The sequence below is a fragment of the Rhodococcus sp. NPDC079359 genome (genome assembly GCF_040702585.1).
Classification (GTDB): Bacteria; Actinomycetota; Actinomycetes; order Mycobacteriales; family Mycobacteriaceae; genus Rhodococcoides.
In genome coordinates, this window is sequence record NZ_JBFBLH010000002.1 from 105,535 (window position 1) to 120,311 (window position 14,777).

Here is a 14,777-nt window from a genome sequence, read left to right on the forward strand (position 1 = left end):
GGGTGCGGAAAATAAACTTTGACAATGCCCATGTTATCGCTCACACTTTCGTCTTGATGTGATGTGCGGCACAGACGAGGCCACTCTCCACCAACTTCGAGATCTGATTTCACCGAGCAGGGAGAAACGATGAAGTTTCGACATCTACCCATGGCCGCGGCCGCGGTGGCACTGGCCATCACGGTCACCGCATGCGGATCGAGCACCAAGACGGCGGACGTCCAGCCGGCCGACGGCGGAAGCACGGCGGGCGCGCTGATCGGCGTGACGATGCCGACCAAGTCCTCGGCTCGATGGATCGCCGACGGCGACAATCTCAAGAGCGCGCTCGAGGGACAGGGCTACAAGGTCGATCTGCAGTACGCGGAGAACGACATTCCCACCCAGGTGAATCAGATCGAGAACCAGATCACCCAGGGCGCAAAGCTTCTCATCGTGGCCTCGGTGGACGGCACCGCGATCACCACCCAGTTGCAGGAAGCCAAGGACAACGGCATCGGCGTCATCGCGTACGACCGCCTCATCCGCAACTCCCCCAACGTCGACTACTACGCGACGTTCGACAACTACAAGGTCGGCGTCGACCAGGCCACGTCTCTGCTCGTCGGCCTCGGATTGAAGAACGAGGACGGCACCGACAAGGCCGACGCCCCAGCCGGTCCGTTGAACATCGAGGTCTTCGCCGGTTCTCCGGACGACAACAACGCCACGTTCTTCTTCGACGGCGCGATGGAGACTCTGCAGCCGTACCTGGACGACGGAAGACTGAAGATCGGCAGCGGCGAATCCGACTTCGAGACGGCCGCCACCCTGCGCTGGGATCCGGCGACCGCGCAGAAGCGCATGGAGGATCTGCTCACCAAGACGTACTCTTCGGGCCAGAAGGTTCAGGGCGTGCTTTCGCCGTACGACGGCCTGTCGATCGGAATCCTCTCCGCGCTCAAGAGCAACGGCTACGGCACGGCAGGGCAGCCCTACCCCATCGTCACCGGTCAGGACGCCGAGGTGCCGTCGGTGAAGTCGATCATCGCCGACGAGCAGTACTCCACGATCTACAAGGACACCCGGCAACTGGCCGAGGTCACGATCGCGATGGCTCAGTCCATGCTCGACGGTCAGACGCCGGAGACGAACAACACGACGGACTACGACAACGGCGAGAAGGTCGTCCCGGCGTACCTGCTGCAGCCCGAGATCGTCAACAAGGGCAACTACGAGCAGTTGCTGGTCGAAGGCGGCTACTACACCGAGGATCAGTTGAAGTGAGTTCGGAGATGGCGAGCCCGATCTTGGAGATGCGCGGCATCACCAAGACGTTTCCCGGCGTGAAGGCGCTGCAGGATGTCACTCTCTCGGTCAATCGCGGCGAAATCCACGCGATCTGCGGTGAGAACGGCGCCGGAAAGTCGACGCTCATGAAGGTGCTGTCGGGTGTGTATCCACACGACACATTCGACGGCGAGATCGTGTTCGACGGTCGCGCCTGCGAGTTCTCCGACATCCGGAGCAGCGAGGCCGAGGGCATCGTCATCATCCATCAGGAACTCGCGCTGAGTCCGTACCTGTCCATCGCCGAGAACATCTTTCTCGGCAACGAGCGGTCCAGGCGCGGGTTCATCGACTGGAACCGAACCAATTCCGAGGCCGCAGCCCTACTGAATCGGGTAGGGCTGCGGGAGAACCCGGTCACCGTGGTCAACGATCTCGGTGTCGGCAAACAGCAACTCGTCGAGATCGCCAAGGCGTTGTCCAAGGACGTCACGCTGCTGATTCTCGACGAACCGACTGCAGCACTGAACGATTCGGACTCGGCTCATCTGCTTGACCTGCTGCGCGGTCTGCGAGACGAGGGAATCACGTGCGTGATCATCTCGCACAAGCTCAACGAGATCGCGGCCGTCGCCGACCGCACCACGATCATTCGCGACGGCCGCACCATCGAGACGTTGGACATGCGCAGCCCCGAGGTCACCGAGGATCGCATCATCTCGCTGATGGTCGGCCGCGATCTCGAGCACCGTTTCCCACCACACGAATCCACTGTGGGAGAGGAAGTTCTGCGTATCGAGGACTGGACCGTGCACAGTCCGACCCAGCACGGCCGAACCGTCGTCGACGGAGCGAATCTGACGCTGCGCCGTGGTGAGATCGTCGGCCTGGCCGGGCTGATGGGTGCCGGACGCACCGAATTGGCCATGAGTGTCTTCGGACGCAGTTACGGCATCGACATCTCGGGGCGACTGTACAAGTACGGCAGGGAAATACACGTCAAATCCGTCAGCGACGCCATCCATCACGGAATCGCGTACGCCACCGAGGACCGAAAGCGCTACGGCCTCAACCTGATCGACGACATCAAACGCAACATCTCCACTGCGGCACTCGACAAACTGGTGACCGGTGGCTTCGTCGACGACAACCAGGAATACAAGGTGGCCGAAGGCTTCCGGAAGAGCATGAACATCAAGGCACCGAACGTCTCTGCCGTCGTCGGCAAGCTCTCCGGCGGCAATCAGCAGAAAGTCGTGCTGAGCAAGTGGATCTTCAGCGATCCCGACGTGCTCATCCTCGACGAACCGACGCGAGGAATCGACGTCGGCGCGAAGTTCGAAATCTATTCGATCATCAACGATCTCGCCGACGCTGGCAAGGCAATTCTGGTGATCTCCTCCGAGCTACCGGAACTGCTCGGGCTGTGCGACCGGATCTACGCGCTGTCCGCAGGCCGGATCACCGGTGAGGTGACTCGCGAGGACGCGACACAGGAATCCCTCATGCACCTCATGACCCGTGGAACAGGAGTACTTCGATGAACCAGCTGTCGACCGTACGGGGGCTGCTCACGCGAAACCTCCGCCAGAGCGGGATCTTCATCGCGTTCGCGTTGATCATCCTGCTGTTCACCGTTCTCACCGGCGGCCAACTGCTGGTCCCGCAGAACATCAGCAACATGGTGGTCCAGAACTCGTACATCCTCATCCTGGCCATCGGCATGGTCGTGATCATCATCGCGGGCCACATCGACCTGTCCGTCGGATCGGTTGTCGCGGCGACCGGAGCGATCTCGGGTGTGCTGATGGTTCAGCAGAACGTGCCGTGGCCTCTTGCGGTGCTCATCACGCTGATCATCGGCGGTCTGATCGGAGCCTGGCAGGGCTATTGGGTTGCGTACTTCGGCATTCCGGCATTCATCGTGACCCTGGCCGGCATGCTCATCTTCCGCGCGGTCACCCTCATCGTTCTCGGTAACCAGGGCATCGGACCGTTCCCCGGACCCGTACGTACTCTCTCCAACGGCTTCCTCCCCGGCTTCCTGGGCAACGTGGGACTCGGGCCGCTCGGGGGTGCGGACATCTTCACCCTGCTCGTCGCGATCCTCGCCGTTGCCGGAATCGTGTTCACGCAGTGGCGTTCTCGGACTGGTCGGCAGAAGTACGGCCAGGCCGTCGACGCGATGCCCCTGTTCCTGCTCAAGATGGTTCTGGCCGGCGGTCTGGTTCTCGCCGTCGCCGTCCAGCTGGCGCGCTTCAAGAACCTGCCGTACGTGCTGATCCTTCTCGCCGTACTGGTGATGGGTTATTCCACGCTGGCAGGCAGGACGGTGTTCGGTCGGCACGTGTACGCCATCGGCGGAAACATTCACGCTGCGTCGCTGTCCGGTATCAAGGTCAAGCCGGTGACCTTCTGGATCTTCGTCAACATGGGAGTGCTGTCCGCCCTCGCCGGAATCATCTTCGCCGGCCGCCTCAACCAGGCCGGTCCCACTGCAGGCAACGGCTTCGAGCTCGACGCTATCGCCGCGGCCTTCATCGGTGGCGCAGCGGTGCAGGGCGGTGTCGGCCGCATCGTCGGTGCGCTCACAGGCGGACTCATCATCGCCGTAATCAACAGCGGAATGTCGCTCATCGGTTCGCCCAGCGAACGCGTTCAGCTGGTCAAGGGCCTGGTACTGCTCGCCGCAGTGGCATTCGACATCTGGACCAAGCGCCGAGCAGCGAGCGGCAAGGGCAACAAGGGCGACAAAGCTGCGCCTCCGAGCAGCTATCTGGGAGTGCCTGTGCCGGCCGAGATGTTCTCCGGTGCCGAGCCAGGCAAGCCTGCGCCCACCACGACCGGTTCCGCGGTGACAACACCCACGTAATCCACACAGTCGCGGGCACCACCGGCCCGGGCATGCTGTGATTGTCTTCGATCACGAAGGGAGGCTCGAAAGATGACACCCACTCGCGGACCCGCCATGACCGATGTCGCCCGTCTCGCCGGCGTGTCCCATCAGACCGTCTCCCGCGTCATCAACGGTCATCCCAACGTGACCGAAGCGACGAGAACCAAAGTGCATCAAGCGATCTCGGAACTCGGCTACCGACCGAACACTGCTGCTCGCGCTCTGGTGACCGGCCGCAGCAAGACCATCGGAATCGTGGGGACCGGAAACGCTCTCTACGGTCCGGTGTCGACGCTGTACAGCGTCGAGTACGCAGCCCGTCACGCCGGCTACTCCGTGGTGGTCGGCGTCCCCACCTCGTTCGACGAGGCAGCCATCATCACCTGTGTGCGCCGGTTGCAGAAGCAGGGTGTCGACGGCGTCGTCGTCATCGCGCCTCTGCGCACCGACGGCGGCGACATCGCCGATCTGGCCGGGGAACTCCCACTCGTCGCCGTGGAGGGTTCGCCTGCCGGTGATCTGGCCGTCGTCTCGGTGGACCAGATCGCCGGAGCCAGGGCCGCAACCAGTCACCTGCTCTCGCTCGGACACAGCGCCGTGTGGCACGTTGCCGGACCGCTGGGGTGGTACGAGGCCGGCGACCGCGTCACCGGATGGCGGCTGGCCCACGAGGAAGCAGGCATCGAACCGCCGCCCACCCTCGGCGGCGACTGGACCGCGAAATCAGGCTTTCGGGCCGGCAGCGAACTGGCCGGGAACGCCGCCGTCACCGCAGTGTTCGCAGGCAACGACTCGATGGCGCTCGGGGTGCTCCGCGCGCTGAACGTCCACGGAAAGCGAGTACCGCAGGACGTCAGCGTGGTCGGCTTCGACGATGTTCCCGACGCGGAATTCTTCTCACCGCCCCTGACCACCATTCGCCAGGAATTCACCGACGTCGGCGTACGAAGCGTCGAAATTCTGCTGGACCAGATCGACACCGGAAACCGAAGCACCAGGCGTTCGAGCATCGAACCGACCCTGGTGATCCGATCCAGCACCGGCACCCCACGTGCATGAAACTTCGTAGCCTGCTACGAGTTTTCGCTCACTTGGGTCGTTCCGCGGGCTCCACTCCTGCTCACGTGCGGCGAAGCCGATCACAGACGCAGTTGGATTTCGACGAGTAGACGTGCGTCGGAATCGGTGAGATCGAGGTCCAGGATCTGCTCGACGCGGCGAATGCGGTAGCGCAGGGTGTTCGGGTGAATGTGCAATCGCTCGGCGGCAGCCCGAACGTCGCCGAAGCACGCCAGGTACGTCTCGAGACTCTCGCGCATTCTGGACTCGTTGGTGGCGTCGTATCGGTCGAGGGCGGCGATGCGCGGGTCTCGCAGCTGTTCGTGATTGGTGATCAGTTCCAGGATTTCGCCCAGCAACACCGAGGTTCTCGACTCCTCCAGCGTGGTGACCCGCACCTCGCCGGTGGTGCCGTCGAGTACTCGGTCGACCTCGAATCTGGCCACGGCCACGCCCTCGAGGTCTGCGATCGGGGCTGCGACCGCAGCGCGCAACGCCAGCGAGGTACGCGTCTCGATTCGTCCGACGGCGTCAGCGGTCCACCCCGCAATCCCCGTGCCCGACGCCACCCCGGGAAACAGTGCGTAGATTCTCTCACCGATGGTGGTGACCAATGAGTCTCGTCGAAAAGCGCTGGCATGCAGTCGAACAGACGGTGCCAGGGCGCTGATCTCGAAGTCTCCGCAGGCCGCGAATCCGACGACAGCCGCGGATCCCGAGGTGGGTATCGACAGCGCAGACGCCAGCGACGGTACGTCGACTCCGCCGCCCCTTGCCCCGAGCAGGCGCTGAATCTGCAGGGCCTCGTTGGTCGGGGCGTTCGCGATCCGGGTGATCAGTCGGGCCGCGACGGCGGAGGCACCGCGCAGTACCGCGTCGGCGTCGGCGGCGAGCGGGGCGGCACCCTCCTGTACCCAGATCGTCCCGAGAGTCGTCCGGCTGCCGTGCATGCGACGAATCCCGACCGCGAGGCGTCGACGAATCTCCAGTTCGGTATCGGCCGGCACGTCGATCACGTCGTCGGTGCGGCGGAGTCGATCGAACACGCCACGCTCGTGCAGTCTGCGCAGATAATCGGCCGGCCCTTCGCGTCCGAGGATCGACAGGGTGCGCAGCTCGTCGGCCGCGTCGTCGGATGCCGAGTAGGCCAACACATGCGAGCGCTCGTCCTCGATGCTCACCATGCCCTTCGTCAGCGACGCCACCGTCTGCGCGAGTTCGTAGAGGTCGGTGTCGGCTCCGAAGAGTCCGTCGTCGGGGCTCTGCGATCGGGCCTGATCGAGAACTCCGCGCATCATCGACAGCAACAGCTCCCACCGTGTCTGCTGGTGCACTGCGACCAAGGCGATGCCGGTCTCCCGGGCACCGTGGGACAGCGCGGTCGAGGCGGCGACTTTGGTCAGCACCGCGAGTGGTCGGTCTGCGACCGGACGCAACGCGAGATCGTCGAACCACCGGATCACATCGGCCTCGGTCACGCCCACCAGCAGCGTCAGATCGGAGGATGCTCCCGGAGGTAGCCGCAGGTCGTCGGCATCGAGCAGCGCGACGGACTCGACGCCCATGTCCGTTCCGGCGGGCGCGAGGACGAGTTCGACGACGGCGCTGTGCAGCGAGGTCAGCATCGAACGCAGCGACACCGCATTGGCCATGAGGACAAGTAGATCACAAATTCTTTGGCCGATGAGCTGATTGAACGCGGTGTGGATCGGACTTCAATGAGCAGCACACACCGAAGCCGAGGAGCAGCCATGGACGCCGTCACATCCGTCCCCACCCCCACCAACGAGCCGGTCAACACCTACGCCCCGGGTAGTCCGGAGCGCACCCGCTTGCGTTCCCGCCTGAGCGAACTGCGTTCCTCCCCCGTCGAGATCCATCAGGTCATCGGCGGAGTTCATCGACAGGCCGACGGCCCACGCGAACACGTCGTCGAACCGCACAAGCACTCGTCGGTCATCGGCAGTTTCGCCGGTGCCGGCCACCAGGATGTGCGCGACGCCATCGACGCCGCGACGGCAGCCGCGCCGATGTGGCGCGATCTTCCCTTCGACGAGCGCGCCGCGGTGTTCCTGCGGGCCGCCGATCTGCTGTCCGGTCCGTGGCGCGAAAGAATCTCTGCTGCAACGATGCTCGGTCAGTCCAAGTCTGCTTATCAGGCGGAGATCGACGCACCCTGCGAGCTCATCGACTTCTGGCGGTTCAACGTCACGTTCGCCCGGCAGATTCTCGCCGAGCAGCCGATATCAGCACCGGGAGTGTGGAATCGCGTCGAATACCGTCCGCTCGAGGGCTTCGTCTACGCCATCACTCCGTTCAACTTCACCGCCATCGCAGGCAACCTGCCCACCGCGCCTGCGTTGATGGGCAACACCGTGCTGTGGAAGCCCTCGCCCACCCAGGCCGTGGCCGCATATCTGACGCTGCAGTTGCTCGAAGCCGCAGGGTTGCCACCAGGGGTGATCAACCTCGTTCTCGGCGACGGGCCGATGGTGTCCGAAGTCGCCCTTGCCGATCCACGGCTGGCCGGCATCCACTTCACCGGATCCACCGCGACATTCCAGACGCTGTGGCGTCAGGTGGGCAACAACATCTCGAACTACCACTCGTATCCACGGCTCGTCGGGGAGACCGGCGGCAAGGACTTCATCGTCGCGCACAGCTCGGCCGATCCGGATGTGTTGACCACCGCCATGATTCGCGGTGCGTTCGACTTCCAGGGACAGAAGTGCTCGGCAGCGTCCCGGGCATTCGTACCGAAATCGCTGTGGGCTTCGATGGGCGATTCGTTCGTCGAGCAGGTCTCGGCGCTGAAGTACGGTGACGTGACCGATCTGTCCAACTACGGCGGTGCCGTCATCGACCGAAAGGCGTTCGACCGCAACGCAGCTGCCCTCGACCGAGCGAAGTCCGTCCCCGGCCTGACCATTGCTGCAGGCGGTACCTGCGACGACTCGGAGGGCTACTTCGTCTCCCCCACCGTTCTTCTCGGCGACGATCCCACCGACGAGGCCTTCACCACCGAGTACTTCGGCCCCATTCTCGCCGTCCACGTCTACGACGACGCCAGGCCCGACGCCTATGCCGAGACCCTGCGCGCCGTGGACAGTGGCTCGAAGTACGCGTTGACCGGAGCGGTCATCGCCACCGATCGCACCGCCGTCGAAAAGGCCCATGCGGCACTGCGATTCGCCGCCGGCAACTTCTACGTCAACGACAAACCGACCGGCGCAGTGGTGGGACAGCAACCGTTCGGCGGAGCCCGTGCATCGGGCACCAACGACAAAGCCGGCTCACCGCAGAACCTGCTGCGGTGGACCTCGGCCCGCACCGTGAAGGAAACGTTCGTCCCGCCGACCACCCACGGCTACCCCCACCAGGAAGGCGAGGGCACGCGATGACCACCCTGCTGAGCAATCCGCTGCGGCCGGCGCTGCTGGCGGCGGCGCGTTCACCGAAACTGCAGGCGACGGTGACGCGGCTGCGCGCCACCCGATCCCTCGTCGACCGATTCGTCGCAGGTGAATCCGAGCCCGCGGCCGTCACCGCAGTCGACGCCCTACTGGCGTCGGGCCGGTTCGTTTCGGTGGACTACCTCGGTGAGGACACCACCGACCGAGTCCAAGCAATGGCGACGGTGGACGCGTATCTGTCACTGATACAACGCTTTTCGACGCGAACTGCCGATGCGACAGCGCTGGAGATCTCACTCAAGCTGTCCGCGCTCGGCCAGGGAATCGACCGAACCCTGGCGCTGGAGAACGCACGGACGATCTGCACTGCTGCCACTGCGGCCGGGGTGTGGGTGACGGTGGATGCCGAGGATCACACGACCACCGATTCGACCCTGTCGATCGTCCGCGAACTGCGCGCGGACTTTCCGGATCTGGGCACGGTGCTGCAGGCGTATCTGCGACGCACCGAGGCCGACTGCCGGGACCTGTCCGGGCCGAGATCTCGGATCCGCCTGTGCAAGGGTGCGTACAACGAACCGTCGTCGGTGGCGTTTCAGAGTGCACGCGAGGTCTCGGACTCGTACCTGAGGTGCCTGCAGGTCTTGATGAACGGTCGCGGCTACCCGATGGTGGCCTCACACGATCCGGAGATGATCGACGCGGCGGAGCAGTTCGCGGCGTCCGCGGGCAGGTCGTCGGAGGAGTTCGAGTTCCAGATGCTCTACGGCATCCGCGATCCCGAGCAGCGCCGACTCGTCGATGCCGGGCGGCACGTTCGCGTGTACGTGCCCTACGGGTCGCAGTGGTACGGCTACTTCATGCGCAGACTGGCCGAGCGTCCGGCGAACCTGATGTTCTTCGCGCGATCGGTGCTCTCGCGCACGTAGCGGGTGCACTCGACAACTCGCTCGCTCACCGCACAAGCGCGCGCGTTTGCCAGCTGCGCGCAGAATCGCGTGGTTTCCGAGGCGATTTCGCGAGCATTCGACGAATGCGCGCGCTTTTGTACACCACCGGAGTCGGCCGCCCTCTCGCCTCGGCGTTCCAGCGTGGATTAGGTCGTGCGACATCGGGGCATCCCGACGTCATGGCAAATTACAGAGTTATCGATCCGCACGGAACCGTCGTCGAGACCAAGGACATCTCCAGTTCGGAGGACGCACACGCCTGGTTCAAGGACAGCAAGTCGGACAACGAGGAATTGGGATGGCGACTCGAGGTCGAGCACGACGGCGAGTGGGCCTTCTTCAGCGCCTCGGAGGGAACCGAGGACTAGTTCTCCTGGGCTGCAACAACTTCGAACGACCCTGTACACCGGCTACGCCGTTCTGCAGGGTCGTTCGTTCGTTCGGGGACAGGCAACTCGGGGGCAGACGACTCGAGAACGACGAACAGTGGGCAGCCCCGTACTGGAGCTGCCCACCTCTTGTCGCGGCGATGATCGCCGGAGTATTACCGGTCGTTCGAGGGACGAGCCGTCGGAATCGTGGACTCGAGGTCGGCGACCTGGATCAGACGTGAGACCGAGCGTCCTGCGACGATCGACCATGATGCGCCGATGCCGGCCGTGTAGTCACGGACTGCATCGAAAACTGTGAGACCTGCGATGCCGAAGAATTCGACATTGGACAGATCGAGGGTGACATGCCTCTTGCTGGACACGCGGCTGCAGACGAAATCGGAGAACATCGGCGCGCTGCGCATGTCGATGTCGCCGTGGACGGCGACGACGAGTGAGCCGTCGGGGCCGTCGTGCGCGGTGAAGATTGCTCCGGTTGCTGCGACGGACACGGACTTCTCCGCGACAGTCACCGGGGTGGTTCGAACTTTGTTGCCTGAAGATTCAACACTCATGGCAGATCCCATCGATCGGTCGAACTGAGGGGGAAACCGATTGACGCAGCGGGAGCAGAATTTTAGCCTGACCCGGACGCCGACTTCGCTGCGTTTCCCCGTGACCGGCTGTTAGCTCAACCGTGGCCAACCCTACGGCACTCGCACGCTCGGAGTCCAGCATTGGCCAGAACAGGCCACCCACCAGCGGTTCGAACATCGCGCCGGGCGCGGCCCCTACGCGCGACGGCTGTTTCCCAGGTCCGCGTGATGTTCGCGCATAGCGCCGATCAGCGCTTCGAACACCCGATGGGCGGCGGCGAGATCGCCATCGGGGAGGTCCGCCAATGCGGCGCTCGTCCGCTTACCGAGGGGGCCGAAGAAGCCGCGAGCGACCTCCATCCCGTGCTCGTCGTACCGCAGAATGACCTTGCGTCGATCGGATGCGTCGGATTCGCGGCGGATGTGCCCGGAGGTGATCATGCGCTCGACGAGGTAAGTCATCGCCGCCGAGGACAGCCCCAGCATCGTGCCCAGTTCGCCCGCCGTCAGCGGCGCACCCTCGACATCGGCGACCATGACGTGCAACAGAGCCCGAAAGTCGTTGGGCCGCAGGCTGTGTTGAGCGCCGAACACTTGGCCGATCTGTTCGGAGACCGACGACAGCGCTCGTAGATCCGCGGAAATCGCGGATTCGAGGTGGTTTCGGTCGGCCATGTCGGTGGTAACTCCTTCGCTGCGGTCACCGTCAGACTACTGCCCGCAAGAGATTCAGTTGCTTAATATCTAAGTAAATGAGATTGTTTCTTCGTGGACAGCACTCGAACCGAGAACAAGACCGTCTGGGACCGCGTCGCGGTCGCGGCCACCGGGCGCAGATCCGGGGCGCTGGCGGCAGCGATCTTCATCCTCGCCGTGGCCGTGATGGGGTTGGTCGGCAGCAACGATTCCGCCGACCAATCGCCGAATTCGTTGCCGACGTCGGCCGAGTCCTACCAGGTCGACGAGCTTCTCTCCCAGTTCCCGGATTCCGACTCCGCACCGGTGATCCTGGTTCTGAGCCGGGCCGACGGCGGCGACCTGACAGCCGCCGACATCGAGGGCGCAGCTGCCGCACAGAGCAGGCTGCTCGCCGTCGATCGCTCGGTGCCGGACGAGCCCGGCCCGCCCCCGATCGTCGCTCCCGACGGCAAAGCTGCGATCGCGCTGGTCCAGGTCGATTCCGAGTTGTCGGGCTTCACGCTCAACGAACTGATCACCGAACTGCGATCCGCTGCGAGCGACAGCCTCTCACCCGATCTGATTGCCCAGGTCACCGGCGGACCCGCTTTCGGTGCCGACATCGCGAACTCGTTCTCCGGAGCCAACTTCACGCTTCTGGCCGTCACCGCGCTCGTGGTGGCCGTCCTCCTCATCGTCACCTACCGATCACCCATCCTGTGGTTGGTGCCGTTGGCCGTCATCGGTTTCGCCGACCGATTCGCCACCACCGTCGGCACCGTGCTGGCCCAGGCCACCGGGCTCTCCTTCGACGGTTCGACCTCGGGAATCACCAGTGTGCTGGTGTTCGGCGCAGGCACGAACTACGCACTGCTGCTCATCTCTCGATACCGCGAGGAACTGCGTCGCGAGTCCGATCATCGCCTCGCCCTGCACCGCGCCGTTCGCCAGGCCGGGCCCGCCATCCTCGCCAGCAACGCAACCGTCGTACTGGCCCTGCTGACCTTGCTCCTCGCGATGCTGCCGAGCACCCGCAGCCTCGGGGCGCTGGCCGCGGCCGGTCTCGTCGTCGCAGCAGTGTTCGTCCTGTTCGTACTTCCGCCTCTACTGAAACTGTGCGGCCCGAAGCTGTTCTGGCCCTTCGTTCCCAAGGAATCGGACCGTGACACCACCACGGAGGGCGTCTGGCACTCGATCGCCGCGGGAGTCGCCCGACGCCCCGTGGCTACCGCCTCGATCACGATCGTCGCACTGCTGGCCTGCTGCGCCGCACTGTTCGGGACTCAGATCGGACTCTCGCAAACCGAGCAGTTCCGTGTCACCGCCGAGTCCGTCGAAGGCTTCGACACCCTCTCCCAGCACTTCCCGGCCGGATCGGCCGATCCGATGACGGTCCTCGCTCCCACCGCCGACATCGATGCAGTCATCAGCACCGCCGAGGGCATCGACGGAGTCGTCTCGGTCGATCGCGTCGCAGATTCCGACACCGGACTCACCCGCCTCTCGGTCGTCACCGATGCGGCTCCCGCATCCGACGAGTCGTTCGCCGTCGTCGAGGACCTCCGCGCCGCACTCACCGGCGTGGACGGAGCAGCGCCCGAGGGTCGTTCCGCAGGCTTCACCCCTGTGGTAGGCGGCAGCGACGCCAAGGCACTCGACACCACCGACGCAGCGGCCCGCGATCGCCTCGTGGTCATTCCCGCGATTCTCGCGGTCGTGCTCGCCGTGCTCCTGGTGCTGTTGCGCGCCCTGGTCGCGCCCCTGATCCTGGTCGCGACAACGGTATTGAGCGCAGTGGCCGCTATCGGGATCGGCAGCTGGGTGAGCCTGCACGTCTTCGGATTCCCCGCCCTCGACGACAACACTCCACTGTTCGCGTTCCTGTTCCTGGTCGCGCTCGGCGTGGACTACACCATCTTCCTCGTCACTCGCACCCGGGAGGAGACGCCCCGGCACGGCACCAGATCTGCCATCGTGCGGGCGGTTTCGGCCACCGGAGGTGTCATCACGAGCGCGGGAATCGTTCTGGCAGCCGTGTTCTGCGTGCTCGGCGTCCTGCCGCTGATCACCCTGACCCAACTCGGAATCATCGTCGGACTGGGTATTCTGCTCGATACCTTCGTTGTACGCACAGTCGTGATTCCCGCCCTGTTCACCCTCATCGGCCCGGGGATCTGGTGGCCGAACAGGATCGACTCGAACAAGAACACATCCGCAACCCAAGGAGCGAACACATGAAGATCCGCAACGCATTCGGCCGCACCGCACTCGTCGGTGCCCTGGCCGCAGGCGCACTGCTGACCGCGGCCCCCGCTCAGGCGCAGCCGGTCGGACCGCTGGGATCGGTCGGACTCGAGCCGCTGGCTCCGATCCCGTCACTCGATGTCGAGCGCTACCTGGGCACCTGGAACCAGGTCGCCGCGGTGCCGCAGCCCTTCAACCTGATCTGCGCCCGCGACACCCAGGCGAACTACCAGATGATCGACGACGCCAACATTCGCGTCGAGAACACCTGCACCACCTGGACGGGCCAGGAGAACCGCATCGTCGGCAACGCACGAGTCAACGACACCGTCACCAATGCCCAACTGCACGTGAGCTTCCCGGGCGTTCCCACGCAGGAGAGCCAGGAGGGACCGACCAACTACATCGTGGCCTACATCGCCGACGACTACTCGTGGGCGTTCGTCGGAAGCCCAACCCGCACGTCCGGATTCGTGCTCAAGCGCACGCCCGACGTCAGCGTCGAGCAGTTCCGCGAGATCCGTGGCGTCGTCGAATCGCTGGGTTACGACTCGAACTTCATCACCACGACACCCACCCCGGGCGGCGCGACGACGATTCAGCAGCTCTCGACGGTGTAATGCCTGCGGCAGTGGTGCGGCTCCGTTCCCGGGTCGTTTCGCGGGCTCCACTCCCGCGTGCCCCTTGGGGCACTCGACCGCACCACTGCGGCTACGCCGCGCTGAGGATCGAGATCGCGAAGATCAAGCTGTCGCCCGGCTCGATTCCGGCCGCCGGATTGCCGCTGGCGTAGCCGTCGGCCGAGGTGACCGCAACGGCGACGGTCGAGCCGACGGTCTGTCCGGCGATGGCCTTCTGGAAGCCTGCGACAACTCCGTCGAGCGGGAAATCGACCGGCGCGCCCCGCTCGAAGCTGCTGTCGAACGTTTCCCCGGTGCGTCCGTTGACGCCCATGTAGCAGACGGACACCTCGGCGTCGGCTGCGACGACCGGTCCATCTCCCGCCATCAGCGTTTCGACCTGTGTCTCGCCGACGGCGAACGGTGCGTCGACGGTGACCGCGGGCGCGGCCGTGTCGGTGGATCCGACAACGGCCATGCTGCCGGAGTCCCCGTCCAGCGTCCATTCCGGAATGGCTGCCGCGTCGGGTGCTTCCGTGGGGCAGGTGCTCGAGGCGGCCGGAGCACCGGCGTCCGACGACGCGGAGGACGTGGAAGGCGCCGGGGACGAGGTGTCCTCGTCCGAGCTGCACGCGCCCGTCAGCACGACGAGCGAGACGGAGGCGGCCAGGAACATGGTGC

The 14,777-nt window shown here is 64.7% G+C and carries 13 protein-coding genes; 9 read left to right on the forward strand and 4 right to left on the reverse strand.

Annotated elements, in window-relative coordinates:
* Positions 1 to 129 precede the first annotated feature (129 nt).
* The 4 genes from chvE (at position 130) to AB0362_RS05160 (ending at position 5,224) form a co-directional block, all read left to right on the forward strand.
* Positions 130 to 1,266 (forward strand): multiple monosaccharide ABC transporter substrate-binding protein, encoded by a 1,137-nt coding sequence (gene chvE / locus AB0362_RS05145; RefSeq protein WP_317548168.1) that lies wholly within the window; start codon positions 130 to 132, stop codon positions 1,264 to 1,266.
* Positions 1,267 to 1,274: 8 nt separating this feature from the next.
* Complete coding sequence (gene mmsA / locus AB0362_RS05150; RefSeq protein ID WP_366235423.1) at positions 1,275 to 2,813, forward strand: multiple monosaccharide ABC transporter ATP-binding protein; 1,539 nt, start codon at positions 1,275 to 1,277, stop codon at positions 2,811 to 2,813.
* A complete protein-coding gene (gene mmsB, locus AB0362_RS05155) occupies positions 2,810 to 4,141 on the forward strand; it encodes a multiple monosaccharide ABC transporter permease (protein ID WP_068055806.1) in 1,332 nt (443 codons plus the stop codon). The genes mmsA and mmsB overlap by 4 nt, the downstream gene beginning before the upstream one ends.
* Before the next feature lie 72 nt (positions 4,142 to 4,213).
* A complete protein-coding gene (locus tag AB0362_RS05160; protein WP_366235051.1) occupies positions 4,214 to 5,224 on the forward strand; it encodes a LacI family DNA-binding transcriptional regulator in 1,011 nt (336 codons plus the stop codon).
* Between the two features lie 80 nt (positions 5,225 to 5,304).
* On the opposite strand, the gene AB0362_RS05165 is transcribed toward AB0362_RS05160, so the two are convergent.
* Positions 5,305 to 6,876, reverse strand: coding sequence for a helix-turn-helix domain-containing protein (locus tag AB0362_RS05165; RefSeq protein ID WP_366235052.1), 1,572 nt, complete (start codon positions 6,874 to 6,876; stop codon positions 5,305 to 5,307).
* Positions 6,877 to 6,975: 99 nt separating this feature from the next.
* Between AB0362_RS05165 and pruA the strand changes: the two genes are divergently transcribed.
* From pruA to AB0362_RS05180, 3 genes are all read left to right on the forward strand, one after another.
* The gene (pruA, locus tag AB0362_RS05170) at positions 6,976 to 8,625 is read left to right on the forward strand and encodes an L-glutamate gamma-semialdehyde dehydrogenase (protein ID WP_366235053.1); all 1,650 of its coding nucleotides are present in this window, start codon (positions 6,976 to 6,978) and stop codon (positions 8,623 to 8,625) included.
* Positions 8,622 to 9,566 (forward strand): proline dehydrogenase family protein, encoded by a 945-nt coding sequence (locus AB0362_RS05175; RefSeq protein ID WP_317810545.1) that lies wholly within the window; start codon positions 8,622 to 8,624, stop codon positions 9,564 to 9,566. The genes pruA and AB0362_RS05175 overlap by 4 nt, the downstream gene beginning before the upstream one ends.
* 200 nt (positions 9,567 to 9,766) lie before the next feature.
* Positions 9,767 to 9,955, forward strand: a complete 189-nt coding sequence (locus AB0362_RS05180) for a hypothetical protein (RefSeq protein WP_094639319.1) — start codon at positions 9,767 to 9,769, stop codon at positions 9,953 to 9,955.
* 176 nt (positions 9,956 to 10,131) lie between these two features.
* On the opposite strand, the gene AB0362_RS05185 is transcribed toward AB0362_RS05180, so the two are convergent.
* Positions 10,132 to 10,470, reverse strand: coding sequence for an STAS domain-containing protein (locus tag AB0362_RS05185; protein WP_231893846.1), 339 nt, complete (start codon positions 10,468 to 10,470; stop codon positions 10,132 to 10,134).
* Between the two features lie 279 nt (positions 10,471 to 10,749).
* The gene (locus AB0362_RS05190; RefSeq protein ID WP_317548163.1) at positions 10,750 to 11,229 is read right to left on the reverse strand and encodes a MarR family winged helix-turn-helix transcriptional regulator; all 480 of its coding nucleotides are present in this window, start codon (positions 11,227 to 11,229) and stop codon (positions 10,750 to 10,752) included.
* 207 nt (positions 11,230 to 11,436) lie between these two features.
* Between AB0362_RS05190 and AB0362_RS05195 the strand changes: the two genes are divergently transcribed.
* Both AB0362_RS05195 and AB0362_RS05200 read left to right on the forward strand, forming a co-directional pair.
* Positions 11,437 to 13,470, forward strand: coding sequence for an MMPL family transporter (locus AB0362_RS05195; protein WP_366235424.1), 2,034 nt, complete (start codon positions 11,437 to 11,439; stop codon positions 13,468 to 13,470).
* The gene (locus AB0362_RS05200) at positions 13,467 to 14,096 is read left to right on the forward strand and encodes a lipocalin family protein (RefSeq protein ID WP_149404955.1); all 630 of its coding nucleotides are present in this window, start codon (positions 13,467 to 13,469) and stop codon (positions 14,094 to 14,096) included. The genes AB0362_RS05195 and AB0362_RS05200 overlap by 4 nt, the downstream gene beginning before the upstream one ends.
* A 91-nt stretch (positions 14,097 to 14,187) precedes the next feature.
* Here the strand turns inward: AB0362_RS05200 and AB0362_RS05205 are convergent, their stop codons facing one another.
* Positions 14,188 to 14,772: an FKBP-type peptidyl-prolyl cis-trans isomerase gene (locus AB0362_RS05205; protein WP_366235425.1), complete on the reverse strand. Its 585-nt coding sequence runs from the start codon at positions 14,770 to 14,772 to the stop codon at positions 14,188 to 14,190.
* Positions 14,773 to 14,777: the final 5 nt, after the last annotated feature.

Bases quoted from the DNA above. Each gene is read 5' to 3' on its own strand.
- chvE (WP_317548168.1), top strand. From the start codon at position 130: ATGAAGTTTCGACATCTACCCATGGCCGCGGCCGCGGTGGCACTGGCC.
- mmsA (WP_366235423.1), top strand. From the start codon at position 1,275: ATGGCGAGCCCGATCTTGGAGATGCGCGGCATCACCAAGACGTTTCCC.
- mmsB (WP_068055806.1), top strand. From the start codon at position 2,810: ATGAACCAGCTGTCGACCGTACGGGGGCTGCTCACGCGAAACCTCCGC.
- AB0362_RS05160 (WP_366235051.1), top strand. From the start codon at position 4,214: ATGACACCCACTCGCGGACCCGCCATGACCGATGTCGCCCGTCTCGCC.
- AB0362_RS05165 (WP_366235052.1), bottom strand. From the start codon at position 6,876: ATGGCCAATGCGGTGTCGCTGCGTTCGATGCTGACCTCGCTGCACAGC.
- pruA (WP_366235053.1), top strand. From the start codon at position 6,976: ATGGACGCCGTCACATCCGTCCCCACCCCCACCAACGAGCCGGTCAAC.
- AB0362_RS05175 (WP_317810545.1), top strand. From the start codon at position 8,622: ATGACCACCCTGCTGAGCAATCCGCTGCGGCCGGCGCTGCTGGCGGCG.
- AB0362_RS05180 (WP_094639319.1), top strand. From the start codon at position 9,767: ATGGCAAATTACAGAGTTATCGATCCGCACGGAACCGTCGTCGAGACC.
- AB0362_RS05190 (WP_317548163.1), bottom strand. From the start codon at position 11,229: ATGGCCGACCGAAACCACCTCGAATCCGCGATTTCCGCGGATCTACGA.
- AB0362_RS05195 (WP_366235424.1), top strand. From the start codon at position 11,437: ATGGGGTTGGTCGGCAGCAACGATTCCGCCGACCAATCGCCGAATTCG.
- AB0362_RS05200 (WP_149404955.1), top strand. From the start codon at position 13,467: ATGAAGATCCGCAACGCATTCGGCCGCACCGCACTCGTCGGTGCCCTG.
- AB0362_RS05205 (WP_366235425.1), bottom strand. From the start codon at position 14,772: ATGTTCCTGGCCGCCTCCGTCTCGCTCGTCGTGCTGACGGGCGCGTGC.